Source organism: Collinsella sp. LCP21S3_C7 (assembly GCF_052118485.1).
GTDB lineage: Bacteria > Actinomycetota > Coriobacteriia > Coriobacteriales > Coriobacteriaceae > Collinsella.
The window spans coordinates 179,324-204,516 of record NZ_JBQKHC010000001.1 but is presented as its reverse complement, the minus strand read 5'-3'; the positions used below and the strand labels follow the sequence as shown (position 1 = coordinate 204,516).

Annotated in this window: 25 protein-coding genes; 14 read left to right on the top strand and 11 right to left on the bottom strand. The window is 59.7% G+C overall.

Annotation, left to right across the window (positions count from 1 at the left end; translation table 11 throughout):
• Positions 1-56 precede the first annotated feature (56 nt).
• Complete coding sequence (locus ACTQ1E_RS00975) at positions 57-269, top strand: hypothetical protein (protein ID WP_427795948.1); 213 nt, start codon at positions 57-59, stop codon at positions 267-269.
• Positions 270-366: 97 nt separating this feature from the next.
• On the opposite strand, the gene ACTQ1E_RS00970 is transcribed toward ACTQ1E_RS00975, so the two are convergent.
• Positions 367-1,281, bottom strand: coding sequence for a ketopantoate reductase family protein (locus tag ACTQ1E_RS00970; RefSeq protein WP_441031659.1), 915 nt, complete (start codon positions 1,279-1,281; stop codon positions 367-369).
• 116 nt (positions 1,282-1,397) lie between these two features.
• On the bottom strand, positions 1,398-2,168 hold the full coding sequence (locus ACTQ1E_RS00965; protein WP_441564405.1) for a cyclase family protein: 771 nt from the start codon (positions 2,166-2,168) through the stop codon (positions 1,398-1,400).
• Between the two features lie 162 nt (positions 2,169-2,330).
• Between ACTQ1E_RS00965 and ACTQ1E_RS00960 the strand changes: the two genes are divergently transcribed.
• The 6 genes from ACTQ1E_RS00960 to ACTQ1E_RS00935 all read left to right on the top strand — a co-directional run bounded on the left by ACTQ1E_RS00960 (position 2,331) and on the right by ACTQ1E_RS00935 (position 8,128).
• Positions 2,331-3,521: an aldo/keto reductase gene (locus tag ACTQ1E_RS00960; protein WP_441564404.1), complete on the top strand. Its 1,191-nt coding sequence runs from the start codon at positions 2,331-2,333 to the stop codon at positions 3,519-3,521.
• Positions 3,522-3,616: 95 nt separating this feature from the next.
• Positions 3,617-4,483 carry a deoxyribonuclease IV gene (locus ACTQ1E_RS00955; RefSeq protein WP_441015815.1) on the top strand — a complete coding sequence of 289 codons (867 nt, stop codon included), beginning with the start codon at positions 3,617-3,619 and terminating at the stop codon, positions 4,481-4,483.
• A 147-nt stretch (positions 4,484-4,630) separates the two neighbouring features.
• Positions 4,631-5,491 (top strand): ABC transporter substrate-binding protein, encoded by an 861-nt coding sequence (locus ACTQ1E_RS00950; protein WP_118345556.1) that lies wholly within the window; start codon positions 4,631-4,633, stop codon positions 5,489-5,491.
• A gap of 116 nt (positions 5,492-5,607) precedes the next feature.
• Positions 5,608-6,969, top strand: a complete 1,362-nt coding sequence (locus ACTQ1E_RS00945; RefSeq protein WP_441564403.1) for an ABC transporter permease subunit — start codon at positions 5,608-5,610, stop codon at positions 6,967-6,969.
• Positions 6,970-6,981: 12 nt separating this feature from the next.
• Positions 6,982-7,734, top strand: a complete 753-nt coding sequence (locus ACTQ1E_RS00940; protein WP_022094423.1) for an amino acid ABC transporter ATP-binding protein — start codon at positions 6,982-6,984, stop codon at positions 7,732-7,734.
• Positions 7,735-7,909: 175 nt separating this feature from the next.
• A complete protein-coding gene (locus ACTQ1E_RS00935; protein WP_427747961.1) occupies positions 7,910-8,128 on the top strand; it encodes a heavy-metal-associated domain-containing protein in 219 nt (72 codons plus the stop codon).
• A gap of 20 nt (positions 8,129-8,148) precedes the next feature.
• Here the strand turns inward: ACTQ1E_RS00935 and ACTQ1E_RS00930 are convergent, their stop codons facing one another.
• Complete coding sequence (locus ACTQ1E_RS00930) at positions 8,149-8,574, bottom strand: hypothetical protein (RefSeq protein WP_441564402.1); 426 nt, start codon at positions 8,572-8,574, stop codon at positions 8,149-8,151.
• Positions 8,567-10,138: a Y-family DNA polymerase gene (locus tag ACTQ1E_RS00925; RefSeq protein ID WP_441564401.1), complete on the bottom strand. Its 1,572-nt coding sequence runs from the start codon at positions 10,136-10,138 to the stop codon at positions 8,567-8,569. The genes ACTQ1E_RS00930 and ACTQ1E_RS00925 overlap by 8 nt, the downstream gene beginning before the upstream one ends.
• A 235-nt stretch (positions 10,139-10,373) precedes the next feature.
• Between ACTQ1E_RS00925 and ACTQ1E_RS00920 the strand changes: the two genes are divergently transcribed.
• Positions 10,374-10,877, top strand: coding sequence for an iron-containing alcohol dehydrogenase (locus ACTQ1E_RS00920; protein WP_441554831.1), 504 nt, complete (start codon positions 10,374-10,376; stop codon positions 10,875-10,877).
• Between the two features lie 199 nt (positions 10,878-11,076).
• Positions 11,077-12,771, top strand: coding sequence for a glucose-6-phosphate isomerase (pgi, locus tag ACTQ1E_RS00915; protein WP_117817172.1), 1,695 nt, complete (start codon positions 11,077-11,079; stop codon positions 12,769-12,771).
• Between the two features lie 141 nt (positions 12,772-12,912).
• Here pgi and ACTQ1E_RS00910 read toward each other — a convergent pair whose 3' ends face one another.
• From ACTQ1E_RS00910 to ACTQ1E_RS00900, 3 genes are all read right to left on the bottom strand, one after another.
• Positions 12,913-14,217 (bottom strand): VirD4-like conjugal transfer protein, CD1115 family, encoded by a 1,305-nt coding sequence (locus tag ACTQ1E_RS00910; RefSeq protein ID WP_427718552.1) that lies wholly within the window; start codon positions 14,215-14,217, stop codon positions 12,913-12,915.
• A complete protein-coding gene (locus ACTQ1E_RS00905) occupies positions 14,210-14,827 on the bottom strand; it encodes an ATP-dependent Clp protease proteolytic subunit (RefSeq protein ID WP_427718549.1) in 618 nt (205 codons plus the stop codon). The genes ACTQ1E_RS00910 and ACTQ1E_RS00905 overlap by 8 nt, the downstream gene beginning before the upstream one ends.
• A 63-nt stretch (positions 14,828-14,890) precedes the next feature.
• A complete protein-coding gene (locus ACTQ1E_RS00900; RefSeq protein WP_441564400.1) occupies positions 14,891-15,781 on the bottom strand; it encodes a hypothetical protein in 891 nt (296 codons plus the stop codon).
• 489 nt (positions 15,782-16,270) lie between these two features.
• Between ACTQ1E_RS00900 and ACTQ1E_RS00895 the strand changes: the two genes are divergently transcribed.
• Together ACTQ1E_RS00895 and ACTQ1E_RS00890 are read left to right on the top strand one after the other, a co-directional pair.
• Positions 16,271-17,113: a Cof-type HAD-IIB family hydrolase gene (locus ACTQ1E_RS00895; RefSeq protein ID WP_427747959.1), complete on the top strand. Its 843-nt coding sequence runs from the start codon at positions 16,271-16,273 to the stop codon at positions 17,111-17,113.
• A 64-nt stretch (positions 17,114-17,177) separates the two neighbouring features.
• Complete coding sequence (locus ACTQ1E_RS00890; protein ID WP_338404326.1) at positions 17,178-17,837, top strand: HAD family hydrolase; 660 nt, start codon at positions 17,178-17,180, stop codon at positions 17,835-17,837.
• Between the two features lie 60 nt (positions 17,838-17,897).
• Here the strand turns inward: ACTQ1E_RS00890 and ACTQ1E_RS00885 are convergent, their stop codons facing one another.
• On the bottom strand, positions 17,898-18,680 hold the full coding sequence (locus ACTQ1E_RS00885) for a TatD family hydrolase (protein ID WP_441564399.1): 783 nt from the start codon (positions 18,678-18,680) through the stop codon (positions 17,898-17,900).
• A gap of 14 nt (positions 18,681-18,694) precedes the next feature.
• Positions 18,695-19,492 carry a tRNA threonylcarbamoyladenosine dehydratase gene (locus ACTQ1E_RS00880; protein ID WP_441564398.1) on the bottom strand — a complete coding sequence of 266 codons (798 nt, stop codon included), beginning with the start codon at positions 19,490-19,492 and terminating at the stop codon, positions 18,695-18,697.
• Between the two features lie 298 nt (positions 19,493-19,790).
• Between ACTQ1E_RS00880 and ACTQ1E_RS00875 the strand changes: the two genes are divergently transcribed.
• The 3 genes from ACTQ1E_RS00875 to ettA all read left to right on the top strand — a co-directional run bounded on the left by ACTQ1E_RS00875 (position 19,791) and on the right by ettA (position 22,627).
• Positions 19,791-20,069 (top strand): autorepressor SdpR family transcription factor, encoded by a 279-nt coding sequence (locus ACTQ1E_RS00875; RefSeq protein WP_154517353.1) that lies wholly within the window; start codon positions 19,791-19,793, stop codon positions 20,067-20,069.
• Positions 20,062-20,763, top strand: a complete 702-nt coding sequence (locus tag ACTQ1E_RS00870; protein ID WP_427718513.1) for an SdpI family protein — start codon at positions 20,062-20,064, stop codon at positions 20,761-20,763. Before ACTQ1E_RS00875 ends, ACTQ1E_RS00870 begins: the two co-directional genes overlap by 8 nt.
• Positions 20,764-20,947: 184 nt before the next feature.
• Positions 20,948-22,627: an energy-dependent translational throttle protein EttA gene (gene ettA / locus ACTQ1E_RS00865; protein WP_055251458.1), complete on the top strand. Its 1,680-nt coding sequence runs from the start codon at positions 20,948-20,950 to the stop codon at positions 22,625-22,627.
• 59 nt (positions 22,628-22,686) lie between these two features.
• On the opposite strand, the gene ACTQ1E_RS00860 is transcribed toward ettA, so the two are convergent.
• Positions 22,687-24,000 (bottom strand): hypothetical protein, encoded by a 1,314-nt coding sequence (locus tag ACTQ1E_RS00860; RefSeq protein ID WP_441564397.1) that lies wholly within the window; start codon positions 23,998-24,000, stop codon positions 22,687-22,689.
• 138 nt (positions 24,001-24,138) lie between these two features.
• Entirely contained in the window at positions 24,139-25,101 is a 963-nt protein-coding gene (locus tag ACTQ1E_RS00855) for a hypothetical protein (RefSeq protein ID WP_441564396.1), read from the bottom strand.
• Positions 25,102-25,193: the final 92 nt, after the last annotated feature.

Below are 25,193 nucleotides of genomic sequence, written 5' to 3'. Positions count from 1 at the left end.
CGCGGGGCACACTAAGTCATGAGAAACAAGGTCTTTCTCGTGGAGGAAGTGATCCCATGAACGCTCGAGATGTCGCTATTGCCGTCGTTGCCCTTTTGATCGGATGTCTTGGTCCGACGGCGGCGTTAGTTGCCGGCTTGCAGTCCACTACGGGTGCTGCTCCTGTGGTTGTGAGCGCCTTGATTGCAGCGGCGCTGTTGGGAAGCGCCGGCGTGGTGCTTTGCCGCGATGACGAGGACGAGGTCCCGGAGTCGCAAAACGAGCCTTAGTTTTAGCCTCGGCCTAAATGCGACAGGCCTTCGCGAGCGATGGAATCCTCGCGAAGGCCTGTCTGCTTACATTGCGCGCGTCGCCGTGCGGACGAGGCTACCAGCTGCTTTCTATTTCGCGAATCCTCTGGTAGAGCCAATCGTTTTGCGGCACTTGGATATCGTGTTTGGCGGCCAGGCGACAAATGGTGCCCGCGAACTCCTCGACTTCGGTTTTACGTTGTGCGATGCGGTCCTGCGCCATCGAGGGCATGCCGGCGGGGTCGATTCCCTCGATGAGGTGCACCATCTGCGTCAGGTCTGCCTCGGTAAGCTCAACGCCCTCGGCGTTGGCGACCGCAAGTGTCTCGCGCATGGCGGAAACAAAGCAGCGACGCTGCTCGGAGTCCTGTTCCGTGGCGCTCCCGTACGTGCCGCCGTAGGCCATGCAGGTCTGGTTGATGCCATCGTTGAGCATGAGTTTGGCCCACATGCGGTGCGCAATGTCGCTCTCGACGGTATGGGCGATGCCGCAGCGCGTGTAGAGCTCATCGATGGCGGTGACGGTTGCGGGCTCGGTGCCTGCTGCCGCGCCAAAGCGAATCTCGCCCGCATTGGTAAAGGTGAGCGCGCCGTTAAGGAATACGGCGTCCATGCCCTGGCAGATGCCCAGGACGGTGTGCTTCCAGCCAAAGCGCTCGGCTATTTTTTGCTCGCTCGTAATGCCGTTGCACAACGAGGCGATGAGCGTGTTGGGTCCCACGACGCGCTCCATAGTCTTGAGTGCTTGGTTGAGCCCCGTCGTCTTGACCGTGAGAATGACCAGATCGGCGGGCGTTGCCTCGCTGGCGCGGACGGACTTGAGCGTGCAGGGCTTTCCGTTGACGGTGAGCGCATCGCCCACGTGGCGCTCGAAACGCGCGTCATCCATGACGTATTCGACGGCATCGTTGCCGAGGGTCTTGGCAATCATGCTGCCGTAGAGCAGGCCGACGCCGCCCTTGCCGATAAAGGCGACCTTGTTGATCTGCATGTGAATCATCTCCTCACAAAAAGGCGCCCGCGTGCGGGGCGCCTGATGGATTGTATGCCGCTGGGGCGTGTGGCGTACACCGGAGGCTGAATTTAGAAGAACAAATGCATGGGAACTTATGCCGCGGGGCAGATGGCAAAAACGCGCGCGGGATAACCAACGCCATCGCGCACCTTGGGGAAGGTGCAGAAGATGACGGAGCCTGTGGCGGGAAGCTCGTCCAGATGGTCCATGACCTCGATCTGATAGCGGTCGACCGAGAGGATGTACTGCTCGCCGGGGTAGGGGTAGGCGCCCTCGCGCGTGGTCACGGATGCGGGGTCGGTGTCTGCCGGCTCGTGGCCGATAGCGCCGATGTTGCGCTCTTCTACAAGCCATTTGATGGCGTCGAGGTCCCAGCCGGGGTAGTGGGGCTGGCCGTCCTCATCCTTGTTTTCGAGGTCGGCGAGCTTGGACCAGTCGGAGCGGAAGGCGACGAAAGCGTCCTCGGGAATGCGACCGTGCTCGCCCTCCCAAGCTTTGAGGTCATCGATAGTCAGGATAAAGTCGGGGTTTGCGGCGCACTCCTCGTGCTTATCGATCACGCAGAGCGGATGCATAAACTCGACGGGCTCGATCTCGCCGAGGGAGCGGCCGTCAACATGAAAGTGGCGCGGCGCATCGACGTGGGTGCCGTACTGCGAGGCGACCGAATACTGGAAGCAACGCATGGGCGCGAGCATATCCTCGGGCGTGCCGGGCAGGTAGTCGAAGAGCTTGGTGGACTCAAATGGCTTAAAGCCAAACCAGTGCGGGGTGTCGCACGAGAGCGTGTGGGTGAGGTCGATCCAGCGATAATCGGTGCTTTTGAGCTGGGATGCGAGGTTCCAAAGGTCGAGCGCGGGCATAGGCGACTCCTTTCATCGGGCTTTTTGCTGATGTTAAAGCGGTGCCGTGACAGCTCGATTTCTGCTGCGTTACGATACGTTCTCGATTGCGATTCCAATGTGTTTCGATGGCGTGGCCGTTGTGTTTCGCCTCATTAGGGCTTCGAGGGGAGAGGAGGGGCAGTGCAATATCGCGTTGACCCCAAAAGCGGCAACCGTATCTCGGCGCTGGGGCTGGGGTGCATGAGGTTTCCCGGTGCGCCGGGACGCCCCGACGCGAAGACAGCCGATGCTATCGTTTCCCGCGCCGTGGAGCAGGGGATAAATTACCTGGATACGGCTTATCTTTATCCCGGCAACGAGGCTTGCGTAGGCGCTTCGCTTGAGCGCTTGGGCCTGCGCGACCAGGTTTTGCTCGCGACCAAGCTGCCGCACGCCTCGTGCAAGTGCGCGGAGGATTTCGACCGTTTCTTTGATGAGCAGCTGCGCCGCCTGCGGACTGACCATATCGACTACTACCTCATGCACAACATCACCTCGCCCGCCCAGTGGGAACGCGTGGTGGCACTGGGTATCGAGGATTGGATTGTGCGTCAAAAGGCGGCGGGGCGCATTCGCCAGATTGGTTTTTCGTATCACGGCAGCGCGGCGGATTTCCTGACGATGCTTGACGCGTATGACTGGGACTTTTGCCAGATCCAGTACAACTACGCTGGAGAGCGCTATCAGGCGGGGACGGCGGGGCTCATGGCGGCTGCTGAACGCGGGCTTGCGGTGTTTGTAATGGAACCGCTTTTGGGTGGACGCCTGGCGGGCAAGCTGCCTCCGCGGGCCCGCGCCGTGCTCGATGACGTACGCGATCCGTACCTGAAGACGCCGGCTGCTTGGGGCCTTTCGTGGGTGTGGAATCATCCTCAGGTGACGATGCTGCTTTCGGGTATGACCGATACCGCGCAGGTGGATGAGAACGCGGCGTTGGCCGATCGGGCCCTGCCGGATTCGATGACAGCTACTCAGCTCGATGCCATCGCGCACGTGCTGACGGAGTTTGAAAAATCGAATCGCGTGCCCTGCACGGGATGCGGCTATTGCATGCCGTGTCCTAAAGGCATCAACATTCCTGGGTGTTTTGCCGCCTACAACGCAAGCTATGCGCACAGCTGGTTTACGGGTCTATCGCAGTATTTTACGGCGAGCGCGGTGCGCACAAGCGAGCCCAAGTTGGTGAGCAATTGCGTCAAGTGCGGCAAATGCGCACGCCACTGCCCGCAACACATCGATATTCCCGAGCGTCTCGACGATGTGCGCCGACGTTTCCAGCCTGGCCCCGTGACGGCGGCGCTTAAGGCCTTCGGCAAAACGCGCTCCTCATGACCCTTTTATAACTTGCGGTGGAATAGTTCCTGTTTGCGGCAGAATAAGGCATCAACAGGAACTATTTCACCGTAACTGATGAGGGGGAGCTGGGGATGCTGACGATTGGGTGTCACCTATCCACGACGAAGGGCTATCGGGCGATGGGGGAGACGGCGCTATCCATTGGCGCCAATACCTTTGCATTCTTTACGCGCAACCCGCGCGGCGGCAAGGCGAAAGACCTTGACATGGATGACGTGGCGGCCCTGCGCGAGCTTATGGAACAAAACGATTTTGGTCCCCTCGTGGCCCATGCTCCGTATACCTATAACCCCTGCTCGGCCAAAGAGCGGGCGCGCGAGTTTGCCCTGGAGGCCATGGCTGAGGATCTGCAGCGTCTGGAAGCGCTGCCCGGTAACTACTACAATTTCCATCCCGGTGCGCATGTGGGACAGGGCTCCGACGCCGGCATTCAGATGATCGTCGACACCCTGTGCCAGGTGATGTTTGAGGGCCAGCAGACGACGGTGCTGCTCGAGACCATGGCTGGCAAGGGCACCGAGGTGGGCCGCAGCTTTGAGGAACTGGCGATCATCATCGAGGGCGTTGCTGACAGGCGCCCCGAGCTGTCGGCCAAGCTGGGCGTTTGCCTGGACACCTGCCATGTAAATGACGCCGGCTATGATATCGTCCAAGATCTTGACGGTGTGCTCGACGAGTTCGATCGTGTGGTGGGTATCGAGCGCCTGCGCGCTGTGCATATCAATGATTCCAAGAATCCCCGCGGTGCCCATAAGGACCGGCATGAGTGCATCGGCAAGGGTTACCTCGGCAGCGAGGAACTTGGCGGTGGAATGCAGGTTATGCAGAATATTGTATCGAATAGCCGCCTGCGATCATTGCCATTCATTTTGGAAACGCCGAACGAACTTGCAGGTTATGCGGCTGAAATTAAACTGTTAAGGTCATTGCAGCAGTAATGACTGTCATAAAGTGGAGTGTTCCATTCACGTTATGGGTTTGTTTCAATCAGTTTTCTAATTGCAGATTCTCTCACGCGGGTGCATAATAGCCCTCAGTTTTTGCAGGCCCCTGAATCACATGGGGCCATTGGAAGGAGACTGATTATGAAGCTGAAGAAGCTTGGCGCATTTGCCGCCACGGGCGCCATGGCGCTCGCCCTCGCATTGACGGGCTGCGGCTCGTCCAACGCCACCTCTGGTTCTGATGCCGGTTCCAGCAGCTCTGACGACGCTAAGGTCGAGAAGGTCGACGGCTCCAAGGAGTACGCGCTCGTCAAGGACGGTACGCTGACCGTCGGCACCTCTGCCGAGTACGCTCCGTTTGAGTACAAGGATGACAACGGCGATTATCAGGGCTTTGACCTTGAGCTCATCAAGGCTATCGGCGACAAGCTGGGCCTGGATGTCGAGTACGTCAACAACGACTTCGACACGCTCGTCCCCGGCGTCGCTTCGGGCACCAAGTATGACGTCTCCATTGCGGCTATCACCGACACGCCCGAGCGTGAGAAGGAAGTCGCTTTCTCCGACTCCTACTACATGGACGATCAGGCTATCGTGACCAAGGTCGATAACACCGACATCACGGCCGACAATTACAGCGAGAAGCTCAACAACGCCGACGCTACCATCATCGTCCAGTCTGGCTCGACCGCCGAGGCCTTTGCCCAGGAGAACTTCCCCAAGGCCAAGATCGTCCCCTACAAGGACGCTACCGAGTGCTTCAGCGCCCTGCAGTCCGATAAGGGTGACGCCGTGGTCACCAACCGCTCCGTTGCGAGCCAGCTGACCGCCGAGCAGTTCAACACCTGCCATACGGTTAAGCAGATCAGCACCGGCGAGGAGTATGCCATCGCCATCAACCAGGGCAATACCAAGCTCAAGGACGACATCAACCAGGCCATCAAGGACCTGACCGACGACGGTACCGTTGACGCCCTCATGGCTAAGTACAACATCAAGTAAACAGATACTAGATTGCGTGTGGGCCCTTTCCGTTTAGCGGAAAGGGCCTTTGCGCTTCTCTCGACGGAGAGTGTTTCCGTCTCTTTTTGCCGGCAACTTCTACGATAGGAGCCACCTTGTCTCGACTGAACAAAGGGGCCGCGGAGCAGCGTTCTTCACTACCCGCCTTGCTCCAAAAGCTAGCCCGTGTCATGGCCGTGGCGCTCGCGCTGGTGTGCGTGGGGGCATCTGCGCCCTCGACTGCCCAAGCGCTTGAGACCGCAAAGATTACCGCCCGACCCAACACCGGTTCGGGCAGTGATGTGGTCGGCGGCACCGAGACACGCATTACCTGGGAAGTTCAGGCCGATGCCGACGAGGAGCTGAGCGGTCTTTCGCTGACGTTTGTCGACGGCACGACGTTTGGTACCGATGACACGCGATTGACGATGCTCTCGGGCGAGGACCTCATGGATCGCACACCCATGAAGCCCACGTGCACGGCTGATGGCCAGACGCTCAAGATCGACTTTGGCGAGACGGCGCCTGCCGGCGGCTTTTTCCGTGTCGAGGTGTACGGCGTGACCTTCCCCGTCGAAGGCGGCGACGAGGCCTTTAGCGGCACCTATACGCTCGCCGACGGTTCGACCAAGAAGATTTCCAAGATTCCTTCCGTCGAGATTAAGGGCGTGACGGCCTTCGATAACTTCCAGGCCGATCTTAAGGAACAGCCGTGGGTCGAGGCTTGGAATTCCAATATGTTCCTGCGTCTGTTCTTGAACCCGGTCATTTTGGTCCAGAGCCTGCCGGTCGTATTTAAGGGCTTCCTTATGTCGCTCTCGATCGTGCTTGTGGCGTTTCCGCTGGCAATCCCCTTTGGCTTTGCCTTGTCGCTCATGCGCATCTCCAAGTCGCGCATCCTGCGCTGTCTTGCCGGCATCTACGTGAATATCATCCGTGGTACGCCGGCGTTCCTGCAGATCTATATCGCGTTCTTTGGCCTGCCACTTGCCGGCGTCAAGGTTGACGACTACGTCTTGGGCGTTATCGTCATGGCCATGAACTCGTCTGCGTACCTGTGCGAGATCTTCCGTGCCGGTATTCAGTCAATCCCCAAGGGCCAAAACGAGGCTGCCCGCTCGCTGGGCATGAATGCTTTCCAGACGTTGCTCTACGTTATGATTCCGCAGACGTTCCGCAATGTCCTGCCTACGCTGACCAGCGAGTTTATCCTGCTTTACAAGGATACGTCGCTGCTCGCCGCCGTGGGCGTGGTCGAGATCGTCATGAACGCCCGCACCATCGTGGCGACGACGGGCTCCATCACGCCGTATGTGGTTGCCGCCCTGTTCTATCTGGTCATTACCCTGCCGCTTGCGCGCTTGGTGAGCGGTCTTGAGGCGAGACTTCTGGGGACGGCCGAAACCAAAAAGAAGCGTCCCACCAAGAGCGCCGGACAGGTTGTCGCGACACCCGCCGATCATATTGCAGGTCTGTAAGGAGGTTCTATTATGAGCGAAACCAATAACTCGAACGAGGTCGTCGTCAGCATCAAGAATCTCCAGAAGGCGTTTGGCGATAACGTGGTCCTGCGCGACATCGATCTGGATGTGCACAAGGGTGAGGTCGTCGTGGTCCTGGGCCCCTCGGGCTCGGGTAAGTCGACGATGCTTCGCTGCATTAACCGTCTTGAGGAGCCCACGAGCGGCTCGATTGTCGTCGAGGGCGTGGATGTGTGCGCCAAGGGCGTCGACCTCAATAAGGTGCGTACGCACTTGGGCATGGTGTTTCAGCAGTTCAATCTGTTCCCGCACCTGTCGGTCAAAAAGAACGTCATGCTTGCGCAACAAAAGGTGCTCAAGCGCAGCAAAGAAGAGGCCGAGAAGATTGCCGTCGAGGAGCTGACCAAGGTCGGTCTGGCCGAGCGCATCGATTTTATGCCGAGCCAGCTTTCGGGCGGCCAGCAGCAGCGCGTGGCCATCGCCCGCGCCCTGTCGATGAATCCGCACGTGATGCTCTTTGACGAGGCTACGTCGGCGCTTGATCCCGAGCTCGTCCGCGACGTCCTTGGCGTCATGCGCGATCTTGCGCGTGACGGCATGACGATGATCGTGGTGACGCACGAGATGGGCTTTGCCCGCGACGTCGCCGACCGCGTCGTCTTTATGGACGGCGGCGTTATCGTGGAGGAGGGCACGCCGAGCGAGGTCTTCGACCATCCTAAGAGCGAACGCACCAAGGCGTTTTTGGGCAACATCTCGTAGCTGCTTTATGTGGCTGACATAGCAGAAAACTGTAAACATCATTGTGCTTGCCGTAATTGCCGCCGGCTTATTTTTTGGATTCCGGCGTATTGTCGCATCGACGCATGGCACATGCTGTTGCGGCGATGGGGCGGGCAGAAAGAAGGTCAAGAGGGTCGCGGTCGCGGACACCGATGTGTCTCACTACCCCTATAGCGATGAGCTGCTTATTGGCGGTATGAGCTGCGGCGGCTGCGCGCAAAATGTGACGAACGCCCTCAACGCTCTCGATGGCATTTGGGCCACGGTGACGTATACAGACCACACGGCGTGCATCCGTTCTAAAAACCCGATCGATCGTGAGGTGCTTGAGGCTGCCGTGAGGGATGCGGGCTATTACGTCATAAAGCCGTAGGGCCGGGCGTGCGCTTGCGCCTAGGCTCGGCCGCGCAGCTCGATGTTTTGGATATCGTCGAAGCCGATGGCGATGTCTCGGAGTTTGAGCAGCTTGAACGCGGGGAGCACTTCGTCGAGAATGCCGGTGCGGCTACGATAGCCGTATGTATCGTAATAAGTGACGCGCACCAAGTCGCCGCGTTTGAGGCCCTCGAGCTTTTTTGAAAGTTCGAGGGCTTTTTCTTCCGTGAGTTCGCATTTGGGCTCAACAGAGATCTCTTGTTTGCGCACGAGCTCATAGTATCCCGTGAGGGCGGCAAAGGGCATAAACTGCGCGGCGCGGTTGGCGCGAACGGCACCGTTAGCGGTGAGCCTGGGGTCGGCGGCGCGACGCCTTCCATCGGGGTCCGCCAGGCGTTCAAAAGGCGTCGGTGGCCGCATCGGCTGTTGTTGGGACTTAGGCACGATGTCCTCCTACCTGATCGTTGCGTTCGCGTGCGGTGGCGCCGGCGGTAAAGCTTAATCCCTTGACCAGGGCGTTCTTGCCGTACTTGCCCTTCACGGCCAGAACGGCGCGGGCCAGGTCGCGCTCGCGTTCATCGGCCTTAACATCGCTAAACAGATCGATGGTGGCAAATTCCTCGGGCATGAGGTTGCCAAAGCCCAAATTGATGCGCTTGACCGGTCGTTTGGGATCGACGGTCTGCGCCCAGAGCTCATCGAAATGGCCCATGATCTTCTTAAACGAATTGGTGCGCTCGGGCAGCTTGCGCGAAGCGTTAGAGTGCGCAAAGAGCGCGGCATAGCCGCCACGCGGTTTGCCGCCATGCTCTCCCACAAAGATGCCGTCGATTGCCTGTGCCTCGCGCACCAGACGGCGTCGTTCGTCATCGCGCTGGACGGGCTTGGGTGCACGGGGTGTGAGCTCGGGGCCGGCGGTTGCGGCGGGTTCGATGCTCGACGTGCTCGAACGCAAATGTCCGCATCCGTCTACATATTGCGCTGTGCCGCTGGCGTCGAGGCGGCGTATGTCGGCGCGCTCGCTCGCGTAGCCCACAAAGAGCGAGATGCTGTCGCAGACCACGTGCTTATCGACCAAGTCCAGTACGGCGGCATCGACCATCTCGCGCAAGACGGTGTAGGCCTGCTCGTAGGCATAACCCTTCGAGAGCACTTGTCCTGTGGTGGTTGAAGTTGCCTGCGGGCGATAGGCCTGAATATCGGCGATAGTTGTCGGCTCGCGCCCAAAGGCGTGGTCGATGAGATACTCGGCATTGACGCCGAGTTCGTCGTAAAGCAGGTTTTCGTCGAGCGCGGCGACGCCCATCAGATCGTATACCCCGTACTTTTCGAGGCGGGCTGCCACGCCGGGGCCGATGCCCCAGATATCGGTGATGGGGCGATGGGGCCAGATCTCCTTGCGAAAGGTCTCGTCGTCGAGTATGCCGATGCGGCTGGGTACGTGCTTAGCGGTAATGTCGAGCGCCACCTTGGCCTGGAATAGGTTGGGGCCGATGCCGACTGTCGCCGTGATGCCGGTGCGCGCGAGGACCTCATCGCGCAGCATGCAGGCAAAGCTTTTGGCATTGGTATGGTAGAGCTCTAGATAGGGTGTCACGTCGATAAAGCACTCGTCAATTGAGTAGACGTGAACGTCTTGCGGACTGACGTATTCCAGGTAGATACCGTAGATCTGCGCCGACACCTCCATGTAGTGCTGCATGCGCGGTACGGCCTTGATGTAGTCGATGCCGTCGGGAATCTCAAACAGGCGGCAGCGGTTGTGTATCCCGAGGTCTTTCATGGCCTGGGTAATGGCGAGGCAGATGGTCGTACGCCCGCGTGATTCGTCGGCAACGACCAGGTGGGTGGTGAGCGGATCGAGCCCGCGGTCGACGCACTCGACGCTGGCATAAAACGTCTTGAGGTCGATGCAGATATAGGTGTGACACCCGTGCCCCACGCGTCCTCCCATCAAACACATGTTCTTATCGAATACATGTTCGATAATACCCGCTCGTCCGGACATCGTCAAAACCTGCCAAAAAGGGACAGGTTTATTTTGGTAGGTAAAACGCTTGACCGACCAAAACAAACCTGTCCCTTTTTGGCAGGTATGGTCGGGCGGTTGCATCGGGTTTTAACGCAGCTCTAAAGAGCGCGAAACAGCTCGGAAAACCTCGCTTCGTAGCATGAGCCTAACGATCGATACCACCATAAAGCACGGAAGGGTTGTGGGGATAATGGTCAACTATGGGTTTGGTATGCCGACGCGCCTTGTTGCGGATGGAGACGTGGCTCGCTGGTGTGGACGATTGGTCGCTCACTACGGCGGCACCAAGGCGCTGGTGGTGCTGGGTGGCGACAAACATACGCGCGATGAGCTTGTCTCGGCGGCGCTCGGCTCGCTTGACCGAGCTCTGCTCGAGCGCGTGCTTTTTCGTTGCGGCTCGGTTGAGGGCGACGGGGGAGACGATCTGATCGACGAAGCTGTGGCCCTGGCGACCGACGAAGGCGTGGACTTTGTCCTGGCGATCGGCGATGCCGATACTGCTGGCTTTGCGCGCGAACTCGCGCGTCGCATGGCGGCGCTCGATGCCGGCGAAGACGGTTTTGTCCCTTATGGATGTATTGTCTCGGAGGGCAAAGTGCCTGCCGTCGTGGGGGCCGGTGAGGTTCCCGTTTTTGCCATCATCGCGCCCGAACTGCTTGAGGGCATTGGGTCTCCTCTGCGTGAGTTGCTCGGCAGCGTGTGCGCTGCGGCCTAATGTCTGCCATAAAGAGATGGGCTATTCTTGGTAGGTAAAGCGTTTGACCTGCCAAAATAAACCTGTCCCTTTTTGGTCGGTCGCCGTTTGGGGGCGGATTGGCAACACTGGCTGATTACGGTCTTGACCTGCGCTAGAATAGGGGCATCTGATTATCCGGGTGCATGGAGGTTTGCGCCCGTATGTTGAGGAGGACTTTATGGCAACTGTTGCCGCACCTATCGACGCTACGTCGACCGCCGCTTGGAAGGCGCTCGAGGCTCATCAGGAGAAGCTCGAGGCCGAAGGTATCGACCTCAAGGCCTGGTTCGCTGCCGATGCAGAGCGCGTGAACAAGCTGAGCTTTGACGCCGGTGACCTGCACTTCGACCTGTCCAAGAACCTGGTGACCGATGAGACCGTCAAGCTGCTGTGCGATCTTGCCCGCGAGGTGAAGCTCGAGGAGCGCCGCGACGCCATGTTCTCCGGCGAGCACATCAACACCACCGAGGACCGCGCCGTCCTGCACACCGCGCTGCGCCGTCCGGCAAGCGAGAAGGGCCAGCTCATCGTTGACGGCCAGGACGTCGTCGCCGACGTGCACGAGGTCCTCGACCGCATGTACGCCTTTGCCGAGCGCGTGCGCTCCGGTGAGTGGAAGGGCGTTACCGGCAAGAAGATCGAGCATCTGGTGTCCATCGGCATCGGTGGCTCCGATCTGGGCCCGGTCATGGCCTACGAGGCCCTGCGTCCCTACGCCGACGCCGGTATCGACTGCCGCTATATCTCCAACATCGACCCCAACGACCAAGCCGAGAAGCTCAAGGGCCTGGATCCCGAGACCACGCTCGTGATTATCGTCTCCAAAACCTTCACCACGCTCGAGACCCTCACCAACGCTCGCGAGGTCAAGACCTGGATGCTCGAGCAGCTCAAGGCTCAGGGTGCCATCGACGGCTCCGATGAGCAGAACGCCGAGGCCGTGGCCAAGCACTTCGTTGCCGTTTCCACCGCACTCGACAAGGTCGAGGCCTTTGGCATCGACCCCGCTAACGCCTTTGGTTTCTGGAACTGGGTCGGCGGCCGCTATTCCGTCGACTCCGCCGTGGGTCTGTCGCTGATCGTCGTGCTCGGTCCCGAGCGCTTCCAGCAGTTCCTCGAGGGTTTCCACGCCATCGACGAGTACTTCTGCAATACCCCGCTCGAGAACAACGCCGTCGCGCTGATGGGCCTGCTCAACGTCTGGTACGTCAACTTCTTCGGTTCCAAGAGCCACGCCGTGCTGCCGTACTGCCAGTACCTGCACCGCTTCCCGGCCTATCTGCAGCAGCTCACCATGGAGTCCAACGGCAAGCACGTCCGCTGGGACGGCAGCGCCGTGACCTCCGACACCGGTGAGATCTTCTGGGGCGAGCCCGGCACCAACGGTCAGCACGCCTTCTACCAGCTGCTGCACCAGGGCACCGTGGTGGTCCCGGCCGATTTCATCGCCTTCGCCAACACTGCCAACCCCGCAACCGACAGCGGCCAGGATGTTCACGAGCTGTTCCTGGGCAACTTCCTGGCCCAGACCAAGGCACTCGCCTTTGGTAAGACGGCCGATGAGGTGCGCGCCGAGGGCACGCCCGAGCAGATCGTCCCGGCCCGCTGCTTTGAGGGCAACCGTCCGACGACCTCGATCTTCGGCGATACGTTGACCCCGTTCGCACTCGGCGAGCTCATCGCCCTGTACGAGCACATCACGTTTGTCGAGGGCACGGTCTGGGGCATCGACTCCTACGACCAGTGGGGCGTCGAGCTGGGCAAGCAGCTTGCCAAGCAGATTACCCCGGCCTTCCACGACGACGCCGCCAAGGCCGAGCAGGACGCTTCGACCCAGGCGCTCATCGAGTTCTATCGCGCGCATCGTAAGTAGTCGCTGCTGTTAACGCATCGCGCCTTATAGTCAGGGGCCCGTATCCTATCGGATGCGGGCCCCTTTGCTTTGCCGTAGTCCCGGGGCGCACGGCCTTTGTGGAACATCGCCGGGGCGCCGCGCGCCGCGAGAACCCTGCGCCTAGATCTCGGCCTCCGCATGGTCTCGCTGCGCCTCGGGCAGCTCCCCGTAGAGTGGATGGTCTTCGAGCCTAAAGCGCTCGACCTGTTCGGGAGTGTGGCCGCGCACAAAGAGCCACGAGCGATCGATCGGCGTCGCCATGAGCGTGCTGGGCAGCGCGTCGGCGCGTTCGGAAAACACCCGGGCACTCTCGGGATCCTGGAACGCCAGCACCAGATGCGTGTCGCAGTTGCCCATGATGGAGCGTGCGCGTGCCTCGCCATAGAGCGCATCGAGCTGGTTGGTCGACTGCAGCAGCAGCGTTGCCCAGATGTTGCGGCTTCGGATAATCGAGAGCACGTTGTCGATCTGGGGGATCTGCAGATTTGCGAAGTCATCGAGCATAAAGCGCACGGGCACGGGCAGGCTGCCGTCGGGCTGCCTATCGGCCTCACGAATGAGGCCCATAAACGCCTGCGAAATAAAGAGGCCGGTCAGCGGATCGAGATTGCGGTCAATATCGCTCACGGTTACAAATAGGGCGCAGGGGGTGTGTCCCATGGAAGCGAAGTCCACCTGATGGCACTCACGATAGAGCTGTGCCGCACCGTCGAATCCCAGACACATGACCTTTTCGGCAAGGATGCCGACGATGCTCGCGTGCATGCGCTCGGCATTTTGCGTAATGGCGTAGCGCCGCCATAGCGAGAGGGCATAGCTTTGGGGGTCGATCGTGATCAGGTCGTCAAACAATCGACCCGTGGCACCGTCCTGCAGGTGCTCGATCAGCTTGATGACCGAGCTGATCGTCTGCTCGTCGGCGGGTAGCTGTTCGGTGACGTAGGCGATAAGACACGACAGCAGGTTTGCCGCCGCATGATCCCAAAAAGGCTGGTTGTTGTCCTCGATGGGGCAGATGGCCTTTGCCACCGAGAGGATGTCCTGCTGGTTGGGCCTGCCGTCCGCCTTGCGGCGAATGTGCCTCAGGGGGTTGTAGCCGCAGCGCTCGATGCCGGGCGCAAGGGCCGGGACGGTGTTGAGGTCGGCGAAGTTGAGACATTGCACGCGGTAGCCGTGGGCTGCCAGCACGGGTCCCACTTCGCGACAGAGCGTGCCTTTGGTGTCGAGCACGATGTAGCTTGCGTTCATTTGCAGCAGGTTGGGCTTGAGGACGTTTCGGGTCTTGCCGGCTCCCGAGGGGCCGATCACAAGTGCGTTGTTGTTGAGTCCCGTTTGGCGGGTGTCGCAGGAAAGCATTCGATCCTTGGCGAGGATGGTGGACGATGCGGACTCAGATGCGGCGAGGCGGCTGGTGAGGTTAGACATGGGCGACCTCCTTGGTGGTCGAGAGGATTTCGTGGGCAAAGCCGAGCTCGACGGCGCGCTCGGCCGAAAGGTAGGTGTCTTTTGCGGTGAGGGACTGGATGCGCTTGGGCGTGAGGCCGCTGCGGTCCGAGAGGATTTGCGTGAGGGTCTTGCGGGTCTGCATGAGACGCCGGCTGGTTTCCTGCAGCGCAAGTGCCGAGCCGCCTGCCCCCTGGGGGATCAGCGGGTCGTGAATCATGAGCTCTGCATGGGGCGCCATACGGCGATCGTCGCCGCCCATAAAGATCACGGCGCCCATGGACGCGGCGAATTCCAGGCAGACGGTGCGGATGGGGCACGATGCGAGGCGCATGGCGTCATAGATCGCAAGACCCGATCGCACGCTTCCGCCGGCGCTGGCGACAAATATGGTGATGGGGCGGCTGGGGTCGGCGGCATCGAGCAGGCGGATCTGCTGGCATAGGTCGTGGGCCATCGGGGTTTCGATGTTTCCCATGACGGAGAGCTCGCGACGGGCGAGCATCTCATCGTAAATGCTGGTGAGCGTGATACCTCGGGCGGATTCACGCATGGTGAGGGGGCTGATGATGGGGGAATGATTGGTGTCCATGAGGACTCCTTTCTGTTGGTTGTGTTGTGGAATAGGATTGTTGCCCGCGGAGGGGCTGGCGGGCTACAGGGTTCGTCCGAGCCTGAGATCGAGCTCGGTTGTGGGGCAGGCTGCCTGTTCGTACGGCTCGCAAGCGCCAAGGGCTCCAAAGCGATGGAGCGTTGCGACGGGCGTGGTGTAGGCGAGCCGCAGCTGATGCTCGACAGGGGCACATCCGTCATTTTTGTAATGAGCCGCGTAGTACTGCGCGATGCTGGCGTTCATCTCGCTGCCATTGCGATGGCGCTCAAACTGGCGTCTGCAGGTCTCGATGATCTTTGCTACCGACTTGGGTGCCGTCGCGGGAACAAGGGCGAGATAGCCCTCAAATAGCTCGTTGATGCTCAGGAGGCACAGCAGGTCGATCAGCGTCCTTATGGCTGCTCCCTCGGCGGAAAAGTGCGCGGTCATGCGGTTATATCGGTTGCGGTCGACGATGGCCGCATGGGGTCTTGGAGTTTTCTGCCCCGTGGTCCCGGGCTTTTGCCGCGCCTGTGTATTGAGCTCGACGTTGCAGCGCTTGAGGCCGTCCAACGGAAGGAACAGTGCGGTGCGCAGGGTGTTCCGCTTGCTTTCGAGTTCATGACGCTCGTCGGGTTCCCATTCGAGCTTGAGTTTCGTGTCGAGCGCCGTAAGCATATGGGCTAGGCAGCCTACGGCAAGAACGTACGAATCGTTGCCGCGTTTTGGGGCATAGGGGCCTGTCAGCTTGCGAATGTCGGGGTCGCCCATGATCTTTGTGCAGCGCTTCAGCAGTTGAGGGTGGTCGGCCAAGATCGTCGCGAGCGGTAGCGACGCGTAGTTCTTGATGGTCGCGGCGGCAAAGGCGGCGTCATATTCGTTTGCATATGCTCGCTCAATGCGGGCATCCAGAATGCTTTTCTTATCGCCGTCTTCAGCGTGGTGGTTTGTCATAGCTTCTCCAATCGGTTGATGTTCGTGCTGTTTGTTGATGTGTTGGTTGTCGTGAGTAATGTGCTTGCCGTGGGTGATGTGCTGACGTTGGGGTGCTATGCGGTTTTCAATGAGCCCGTGAGACAGTTGCTGCAGGGGCGGGATGGAACGGCCCATGCAAGGCGGAAGGCATCGTGCTCAAAATCGAGACAGCAATGCCCTGGGTGCCTCACATGTGGCAGTTACCTCATTAAGTTGTCATTACGTTTGGGGTTGTACTTTGCCGATCTTCCTTCTCTTACACGCTAAAACTCAAACTTCATATGCTCGATCTACTTAAAACCGCAACGGCGGTCTTTTATCAACTTATATGTCGGAACGCGTCTTTGCAAGTACTTTTTTGCCTTTGTTTCAAATGGGGTGGTTTTGCAACCGTCATACGTGCGCTGTGCGAACGTGCCCCGGCTCGGATAAGATAGTGCGCGATAAAAACGATGCAAGGAGGCTTATATGGCAATCAAAGCCATCGCAATGGATATCGACGGTACGCTCACCAACGACCAAAAGGTCATCAGCCCGCGTACGCGCGAGAAGCTGCTCGCGGCGCAGGAGTCGGGCATTAAGCTCATTTTGGCTTCGGGCCGTCCCGCATGGGGGCTGCACGCCTTGGCGCAGGAGCTCGACCTTCATAACCATGACGGTCTGCTGGTGGCCTTTAATGGCGCGCATGTGGTCGACGCTCAGACCGATGAGGTCCTTTTTGACCAGGCCATGCCGGCTGACGAACTGCACCGTCTGATTGATCATCTGCGTAATTTTGACGTGATCCCTATGATTTCGCTTGGTCGCGATCTGCACGTCGAGGACTCGTACCGCTGCATGATTACGCTGCCGGATGGCTCGCAGAAGAATATCGTCAAGTATGAGCGCGACGCGTGCGATCTTAAGATTCGCGAGGTGGAGAGCCTGCATGAGGTCGTGGACACTTATCCCGTGGACAAGCTGCTCACTGCGGGCGACCCGGCCTATCTGCAAGCGCATCACGAGGAGATGTATGCGCCCTTTACTCAGACGCTTTCGGGTATGTTTACGGCCGACTGGTACTTTGAGTTTACGGCGTCCGGTATCGACAAGGCCCGCGCGCTCGAGGGTGCCCTGCCCAAGCTCGGCATCGATGCCAGCGAGGTCGTCTCGTTTGGCGACGGCCAGAACGACAAGTCCATGATTGAGTGGGCCGGCACCGGTGTTGCTATGGGCAACGCGGTTGACGAGGTTAAGGCCGTGGCCCAGATGGTGACTGCCAATAACAACGAGGACGGCATTGCGGTGGCGCTGGATAAGCTGCTGGGTTAGAATCGCCGATTAATGCATGGTTCGGGCGCCTGCTTACAGGCGCCCTTTTGTTAGGGAGGGTGCCGTGTCCGCATTTCCGTTCGACGCCGTTATCTTTGACATGGACGGCGTCATTGTCGATACCGAGTATTACTACCTGGGCGAGACTGCCGCGTTTGCCAAGGAGCTTGGGCTTAACCTGACTCAAGAGGAGTTGAACGGACAGGTCGGTACCTCACATCAGTTCTTCCTGCATATGCTGGTCGATTGGTTTGAGCGCGCCGGTAAGGGGCATTTCACTGGCGAGGAAGCGTTGGCCCGTTGGGACGAGTGGGCGCATAAGCGTCCGCGCGACTATCAGGCTTTGATTAACCCAGGCGCCGTGGATACGATTCGAGAGCTGCCGCGCCGCGGCGTTCGCGTGGCGCTTGCCAGCTCGTCTCCCATGGATAGCATCGAGGAAGTGCTCAATGCGTGCGGGCTGTCGGATGCCTTTGAGTATGTGGTGAGCGGCGAGCAGTTTAAGGAGAGCAAGCCCGAGCCCGACATCTACCTGCATGCGCTGGACCTGCTGGGACTGCCCGCGAATCGCTGCTGCTGCGTTGAGGATTCGGTGCCTGGTATCACTGCCGGCAAGCGAGCCGGCCTGACAGTCATTGCCAAGCGCGAGGAACGCTTCGGCTTTAGCCAAGATGCCGCGGACAAGATTATCGACCAGCTGCCGGAGCTGCTGGAGCTTGCGTAGGACTTGGACGGCACGTCTACCGTCATAATGGTATCGTTGTCGTCTTTTTGCATACAGGGGTTAGCGAAGGCCAAAAATAGAGTGCGCATTTGCTAAAACTGCCGATTCGATGCGCTTTGCGTCACAATTTTTGAGCGAGGCGATGCGCATCGAGGTCCTTGTGAGCGATTTGATGAGCGACTGCGTGCTTGTTTCTGTGTTTGATTCGGCTGGCGCATCGGTCTCGAGCAGTAAGCGGTCGAGCGGAATCTGTCGTGCGTATTCGCGTCCTCGTTTAGACGCGAGCATGCGTTCGTTGACAGAAAAATAGCAGCCCACATTACGCGCGCGGACGAGTTCGTCCGAAGTGCCGCTAAACCAGTGGAAGATGATAGCGGGGGAGTCGGGGCTTGGGATGAGTAGACCATGCGATTCGAGGACGTTCAGTACGGTTCCTGCCGAACGAACGGCGTGAATTGATATCACGCGCCCGGCAAGAGGACACTGCACGAGCGCATCGCAGAGCCGGTCAAGTGCCTGTATTTGCAGCGGTTCGCTTCCGGCAAAGCGCGCGGAAAAGTCGAGTCCCACCTCGCCGATGTAGCGCTCTTGGGCAGCAACTTTGCAAAGCAGATTGACTTCGGCAGGACCGCAGCGGCCGTCGGCGAGCCACCAGGGATGGAGCCCGACGCCCGCGATAATGTTTGGGTAACGGCTGGCCCGCTTTTTTGCTGCCGCGAAGTCGCGTGGGTCGACCCCGCAATCAAAGACCCCCAACCCTATAGCCGCAGTTTCGTCGGCAACAGCATTCGGGTAAGCCATCAAATCAAGATGGCAGTGTGCATCAAATAACCGGGGCTCCATCTCGGCGCACTCCGCTAGTCCAGGCGCTGGCCATCGGCGCGCACGCGCTCGGTGCCGCGCCCACTGATCTGGCGGATAACCTCGCCGGCAATCATCTGACCCATGATGGGCGGCATAAAGCTGGCGGTTCCGAGCTCGGTACGCTCGTGGATGTTGGAAGGGTCGCGGGGCTGTGTCTTAACCGATTCCTCGCAGCTAAACAATACATGTAGGCTCTTGATTCCGCGCTTCTTACATTCTTTGCGCATAATGCGGCTCATGGGGTCACGTACCGTATCGAAGATGTCGGCAAAGCGGAGGCACTCGGGATGGAGCTTGTTGGCCCCGCCCATGGAGCTAACCAAACGAATGTCGTGGTCCTGAGCATATTTGGCAATAGTGAGCTTGGCCGAGATGGTGTCGATGGCGTCGACGACGTAGTCGAGCTTGCCGCTCGTCTGCTCAAAAACGCTCGCAAAGAACTCGTCGATGTTGTCGCTCAACAGGTATTCGGTGCGCTTGATAACGGTGGCGGCGGGATTGATATCGCGAATCATGGCTTCCATCACGTCTACCTTGCGCTTGCCGACGGTGCTGTGGAAGGCGATGGCCTGGCGATTGATATTGCTGGGCGCGATGATGTCCTTGTCCAGAATGACGAAATGACCGATGCCGCCGCGGGCGAGTGCCTCGCAGCAATTGGAGCCCACACCTCCGCAGCCGAGCACCAGCACCGTAGCATCGGCGAGCTTATCGAGTGCCTCGCGGCCCATGATGATCTCGAGCTTGGTGTCGCGTGTCTCGATGGCGGCTGCGGCAGCGGTTTCGGTCATAGATATCCTCCGATGGGGATTCGGTCGTGTTTTAGCTATCGCCATTATAGGTATTATTGCGATTCCATTTGAGCCCTTGGAGCTTGTTGAAATGGGATCGGGATTCGCATAAGATTGAAGCAGATGGCGCCCGTTGCCGCGGGTTAGCCAACTCCGAAACACGTTTATGGCGTGAGAAGTGGCCGTCTTCGCATTACGCGGGGCGGCTATTTTTTTGAGTACAAGATTAGATAGTTAGACAAATATCTAAATATCGAGTATAGTGTGCGCGTCGAACGAAATGATGAGAGGAGGTCCTATGCCGGGAGAGGGTTTTAAAGCGCTGGCCGATCCTACGCGGCGGCGCATTTTGGAACTACTACGCGAGGGCGACCGCACGGCTGGGGAGCTTGCCGAGCATTTTGACATCAGCAAGCCGTCGTTGAGCCATCATTTGGCGACGCTCAAAAACGCCGGGTTGGTGACCGATGAACGTCATGGCCAAAACATCGTTTACAGCTTAAACACCACCGTCATGCAGGACTTGATCGGTTGGTTTATGGGCTTTACAAACACTGAAGGTGATAAGGATGAATAACGAAAACAAGGGCATTCACGCCACGGGGGTATCGCCACGCGTGTGGATCGCGCTGGTCGCTCTGTGCGTCGCCAATATCGTAGCTCACCTTATGGTGATGCCGAGCTTGCCTGCGCAGATTCCCACGCACTGGGGCGCGAACGGCGTTGACGGTTGGGGTCCCAGCTGGATGGCCTCCGCGCACGGCGTGCTGCCCCTGGTGCTTCTCGCAATGTTCTACGTGGTGCCGCGCATCGATCCCAAAGGTGAGGCATATCGAACCTCGGGCAAGTTCTATCAGGGCTTCGTAATCGCCTTCACCCTGTTCATTTGTGGTATAAGCTGGCTGGGAGAGCTTACGGTCTGGGGCGTGGTGCCGGCGGTCGGTTCGGTCAACGTGCTGATTTCCGGTGCTGTCGGTTTGCTGTTCATTGGCGTAGGCAACTACTTGCCGCGTGTGAAGCAGAACTATACGCTCGGTATCAAGACGCCCTGGGCGCTTGCCGATCCCGAGAACTGGCGCCGTACGCAGCGTTTTGGCGGTGCCTGCTTTATGGTGCTGGGTGTTGGTCTGATTGTGATGGGCGTTGCGGGTAGCGTGCTTTCAAGTGAAGTTGTCGCCGCGGTGATTGCGGTTCTGGCGTTTGGTTCGGTCGGAGTCGTCTACGTCTACTCGTATCTGCTGTGGCGCAAATCGCAGCGAGCTGCTCGTTAAGGTTGCGGAAAACTAGCGTACGCAGTTCATAGTATGTTCCGGGGGACTTTTCCCAGGTAGTATTAGGGGGTATGGGTAACCGTGCCCCTTTTTCGTTACGTTTTAGAGCTGGTTTTCTCATCTCGTTTCCACTAAAGCGAAACAAGAATAGGGAAACAGCAGGTAGAAAGGATAAAACAGGCAAATGGCAGAGTTTATCTACCAGATGTATCAGGCTCGCAAGGCTCATGGCGACAAGGTGATCCTTGACGACGTGACCCTGAGCTTCTATCCCGGTGCCAAGATCGGCGTCGTGGGCCCTAACGGTATGGGCAAGTCGACCCTGCTCAAGATCATGGCCGGCATCGAGGAAGTCTCCAACGGCGATGCCAGACTTACCCCCGGCTACACCGTGGGTATCCTGCAGCAGGAGCCGCCGCTCGACGACGACAAGACCGTCATCGAGAACGTGCGCATGGCATTTGGCGACATGATCGCCAAGGTCGATCGCTTCAATAAGATCGGCGAGGAGATGTGCGACCCGGACTGCGACATGGATGCCCTCATGGCCGAGATGGGAAAGCTCCAGGACGAGATCGACGCCGCCGACGGCTGGGATATCGATTCCAAGCTCGGCCAGGCTATGGATGCCCTGCAGCTGCCCGATTCCGACATGCCGGTCAACGTGCTTTCCGGCGGCGAGCGCCGTCGCGTGGCCCTGTGCAAGCTGCTGCTCGAAGCTCCCGACCTGCTGCTGCTCGATGAGCCCACCAACCACCTGGACGCCGAGTCGATCCTGTGGCTCGAGCACTTCCTGCACAACTACCAGGGCGCGGTGCTTGCCGTCACACACGATCGCTACTTCCTGGACAACGTTGCCGAGTGGATCTGCGAGGTCGACCGCGGCCACCTTTATCCCTACAAGGGCAACTACTCCACGTATCTGGAGACCAAAGCCGCCCGTATCGAGGCTCAGGGTAACCGCGACGCCAAGCTCGCCAAGCGCATGGAGGCCGAGCTCGAGTGGGTGCGCTCCAGCCCCAAGGCCCGTCAGGCCAAGAACAAGGCCCGTCTGGCTCGCTACGAGGAGATGGAGGCCGAGGCCCGCGCAAGCCAGAAGCTCGACTGGACCGACATCCGCATCCCTGTGGGCCCGCGTTTGGGCAACAAGGTGCTCGAGGCCCATCACCTGCACAAGGAGTTCGACGGTCGCGTGCTCATCGACGACCTATCGTTCACCCTGCCGCGCAACGGCATCGTGGGCGTCATCGGCCCCAACGGTGTGGGCAAGACCACGCTGTTCAAGACCATCGTGGGCCTGGAGCCGCTGACTTCGGGCGAGCTCGAGGTGGGCGAGACCGTCAAGATCTCCTATGTCGATCAGAACCGCTCCGGCATCGACCCCGACAAGAACCTGTGGGAGGTCGTCTCGGACGGCCTGGACCACATGATGGTCGGCGAGACCGAGGTCCCCAGCCGCGCATACGTGGCGAGCTTTGGCTTTAAGGGCCAGGACCAGCAGAAGCGCGCTGGCGTACTTTCCGGTGGCGAGCGCAACCGTCTGAACTTGGCGCTTACGCTCAAGCAGGGCGGCAACCTGCTGCTCCTCGACGAGCCCACGAACGACCTCGACGTCGAGACGCTGTCCTCGCTCGAGGCGGCACTGCTCGAGTTCCCGGGCTGCTCGGTGGTCATTAGCCACGACCGTATGTTCCTGGACCGCGTCGCCACGCACATTCTGGCGTGGGAGGGCACCGACGAGAATCCGGGCAACTGGTATTGGTTTGAGGGCAACTTCGAGGCCTATCAGGCCAACCGCATCGAGCGCCTGGGCGAGGACGCAGCCCAGCCGCATCGTATTCACCGCAAGCTGACGCGCGATTAGTCGAGCTCAGGTGACCTAACGAGAAAGGGACGATAACCTTGAGGGTTATCGTCCCTTTTTTACTTGGTAGAAGGTTCGACTTTATCGATGGTCCAGGTGGCGCCGAGGCCGCCGGTGGTGTTGCGGCGGATGCGCACGGTGACTTCGTGGCGCTCGCCGGCCTGCGTGTAGCGCAGGGGGAAGCTTGCGCGGTTTCGCGCGGCCTCGATGGTACCGCGCTCGCGGGCGATCCAGTAGTACTCGCCGACGATGCCGAGGGTGTCGGCGCCGTAGGGGAGATAGGTCGACAGCTGGTGTAGCAATGGGCCGGGGCAGAAGACCTCGGTTGTGAAATCGACGGGGAAGTCCTCGGGGATGGTCGGTGCTGCGGGTGTGGTGACAGGTGCTGCAACGGGGACCGGAGCCGGTGCAGGTGCGGGAATCTGGTCACAGGCAGATGCGGATGCGGACTCGATGGCAGGCTCAGGCTCAGGCGCTTTTTCCGGCTTAACTGCGAAATCCGTCGGTTCCACGGAGACGGACGTGTCTGCGGTCTCGGTTTTGGCATCGGCTCGCGGGGCATCCTCTGCCTCGACAGATGGCTTTGCCTCGGCTGGCGTGGATGCCATGGTGGTGATGCCGGCGTTTGCGTTCTCGGGGTCATAGACGACCGTGAGCGAGATGGCGGGCTGCGGTGTCTCGGGCTCTGGCGTCGACTCGGTAGCGTCTTGATCCGCGGGCTCGTTGGACTGATCGTCCTCGGGCTCGTCGCCAAAGACATCGCTGTTTTGGAACGCAGACGCCTCGGGTTGGTTGGCGGCTTCTTCGGTTGTCGACTTGGGAGTCTCGTCGAGCTCCGCAGTGGCTTCCTGCTCTGATATGACTTCGGGATCGGTCGTGGCGTCGATTTCGGTTTCGGCTTCTGCCGTTACCTCAATAGCGACTTCGATCTCCGCCTCGGGCTCGGGCTCTGGCTCCGGAGCGACTTCGGCCACGGGCTCTGGCTCGGGACGCTTAACGTGCTTGGGACGCACGGCCTTGAGGTCCTTCTCGCCGCGCTTTTTCTTTTTATAGGACTGCTTGGCTCCCTTGGCTGCCTTGGGCTTGTCCTCGCCCTTGGCAAGGGCGGCATCCCAGGCCTCGTTGGCGATGACGGTGGCATACAGGCGACCGCCCTTAAAGACGGTCAGCTTAATGCAGTCGTCGAGCTCCTCGAGCAGCTCGCGCGTGGATTCGAAGCCCAGGTCATAAGCGGCCATGTCACCAGCGGCGAGCGCCTCCTCGACCTGCGTCATAAACGTTTGCTTGCCGCATCCAATCGCATCGCGCAGCAGGCGATACAGATAGATGTGGTTGCCCAGCGAAAGCGTGGGCCTAACTATTGTCTTGCTCATGGCAAATCTCCTCTATACACACCAAAGCATCTTACCATCGCATGGGGCTTGCCATCTCGTCGCCCAAGGCAAACGGGCGCGACCGTTGCCGGTTCGCGCCCGTTATGCAGGTCGGTTATCTATGAGAGGCAAACGTGCCTAGTTGCCCGATGCCGTGCTTTGGCTCGAGCTGTCAGATGCCGTGTCGGACGCGGATCCGCTCGAACTGTTCGAACTGTTCGAGCTATTGGTGTTGCTGTTGTCGGTGGAGCTTGTGCCCGATGTATTGCCGCTCGTCTGGTCGCCCGTGCTCGGTTGAGAGCCGTCGGTCGTTTGGCTTGAGTCAGTCGTGCCGGATTGCGTGCCGCTGTTGTTCACAGAGGAATCGGCGCCCTGCGATTGATCGGGGGTGTTCGAGGACGAGTCGGTGGATGCGGAGGTGTCCTGCGAGTCGTCCTGCTGGCTTTGCGATTGACCAGTGCTATCCGCGTCGTGCTCGGTCGTGCGCGACGATAGGATTGGCTCGGGGCGCTCGCCCAGACCTTCACCGGCGGTGGTGATAAGGATGGCGCCGGCGCAGGCGATGACCGCGACGATGGCGATGGCGATCGAGAAGACGATGACCTTCTTTTGCGTCTGGCTGCGCTCTGCCGCCGCCTTGGCACGCAGACTGTTGGGGGCGACGCGCGCCGTGGTCGCGCGCCCCGCAACCTGGCGCATCTCCTGCGTAGTCGCGGCGCCGCCCAGGTGCTCCTCGGCATTAAGGTCAACGGGCTCATAGGCGCCGGCAGGGTAGTCGACGGCGGCGTGCGTGCCTTTGAGGGCGTTAGCGCTGGCAGAGATAAAGTGGCGGTAGACCTGCGAGGACACAACGGTGATGACCGAGCTCACGGCGGCACCGATCACCGATCCGGCGATGCCGATCTTGGAAGCAAGTGCGACGCTCGTGGCGGCAGCTGCGGCGCCGGCGATGATTTGGGGAATGGAAATGTCGTCGAACAGGCCCTTTTTGGGCGCGATGGCCATGGTCTGTCCGATGGAATGGTTTTCGTGAACGCCGTTGTTGAGCGCGGCCGGTGTCATGACGCGCGTGCGCGGCGCGTCGGTGTACTTGGTTGTCATACGGGGCCCTCCCGGTGTAAATCTGCTTCGTTTCGTGTAGCCATCAGGGTACCCACCAGATGTGAATCGTACGTGACATTTAACAGATACCA

Bases quoted from the DNA above. Each gene is read 5' to 3' on its own strand.
- ACTQ1E_RS00955 (WP_441015815.1), top strand. From the start codon at position 3,617: ATGCTGACGATTGGGTGTCACCTATCCACGACGAAGGGCTATCGGGCG.
- ACTQ1E_RS00940 (WP_022094423.1), top strand. From the start codon at position 6,982: ATGAGCGAAACCAATAACTCGAACGAGGTCGTCGTCAGCATCAAGAAT.
- ACTQ1E_RS00870 (WP_427718513.1), top strand. From the start codon at position 20,062: ATGAATAACGAAAACAAGGGCATTCACGCCACGGGGGTATCGCCACGC.
- ACTQ1E_RS00950 (WP_118345556.1), top strand. From the start codon at position 4,631: ATGAAGCTGAAGAAGCTTGGCGCATTTGCCGCCACGGGCGCCATGGCG.
- ACTQ1E_RS00885 (WP_441564399.1), bottom strand. From the start codon at position 18,680: ATGGAGCCCCGGTTATTTGATGCACACTGCCATCTTGATTTGATGGCT.
- ACTQ1E_RS00910 (WP_427718552.1), bottom strand. From the start codon at position 14,217: ATGTCTAACCTCACCAGCCGCCTCGCCGCATCTGAGTCCGCATCGTCC.
- ACTQ1E_RS00905 (WP_427718549.1), bottom strand. From the start codon at position 14,827: ATGGACACCAATCATTCCCCCATCATCAGCCCCCTCACCATGCGTGAA.
- ACTQ1E_RS00855 (WP_441564396.1), bottom strand. From the start codon at position 25,101: ATGACAACCAAGTACACCGACGCGCCGCGCACGCGCGTCATGACACCG.
- ACTQ1E_RS00895 (WP_427747959.1), top strand. From the start codon at position 16,271: ATGGCAATCAAAGCCATCGCAATGGATATCGACGGTACGCTCACCAAC.
- ACTQ1E_RS00920 (WP_441554831.1), top strand. From the start codon at position 10,374: ATGCCGACGCGCCTTGTTGCGGATGGAGACGTGGCTCGCTGGTGTGGA.
- ACTQ1E_RS00965 (WP_441564405.1), bottom strand. From the start codon at position 2,168: ATGCCCGCGCTCGACCTTTGGAACCTCGCATCCCAGCTCAAAAGCACC.
- ACTQ1E_RS00880 (WP_441564398.1), bottom strand. From the start codon at position 19,492: ATGACCGAAACCGCTGCCGCAGCCGCCATCGAGACACGCGACACCAAG.
- ettA (WP_055251458.1), top strand. From the start codon at position 20,948: ATGGCAGAGTTTATCTACCAGATGTATCAGGCTCGCAAGGCTCATGGC.
- ACTQ1E_RS00900 (WP_441564400.1), bottom strand. From the start codon at position 15,781: ATGACAAACCACCACGCTGAAGACGGCGATAAGAAAAGCATTCTGGAT.
- ACTQ1E_RS00860 (WP_441564397.1), bottom strand. From the start codon at position 24,000: ATGAGCAAGACAATAGTTAGGCCCACGCTTTCGCTGGGCAACCACATC.
- ACTQ1E_RS00925 (WP_441564401.1), bottom strand. From the start codon at position 10,138: ATGTCCGGACGAGCGGGTATTATCGAACATGTATTCGATAAGAACATG.
- pgi (WP_117817172.1), top strand. From the start codon at position 11,077: ATGGCAACTGTTGCCGCACCTATCGACGCTACGTCGACCGCCGCTTGG.
- ACTQ1E_RS00875 (WP_154517353.1), top strand. From the start codon at position 19,791: ATGCCGGGAGAGGGTTTTAAAGCGCTGGCCGATCCTACGCGGCGGCGC.
- ACTQ1E_RS00970 (WP_441031659.1), bottom strand. From the start codon at position 1,281: ATGCAGATCAACAAGGTCGCCTTTATCGGCAAGGGCGGCGTCGGCCTG.
- ACTQ1E_RS00975 (WP_427795948.1), top strand. From the start codon at position 57: ATGAACGCTCGAGATGTCGCTATTGCCGTCGTTGCCCTTTTGATCGGA.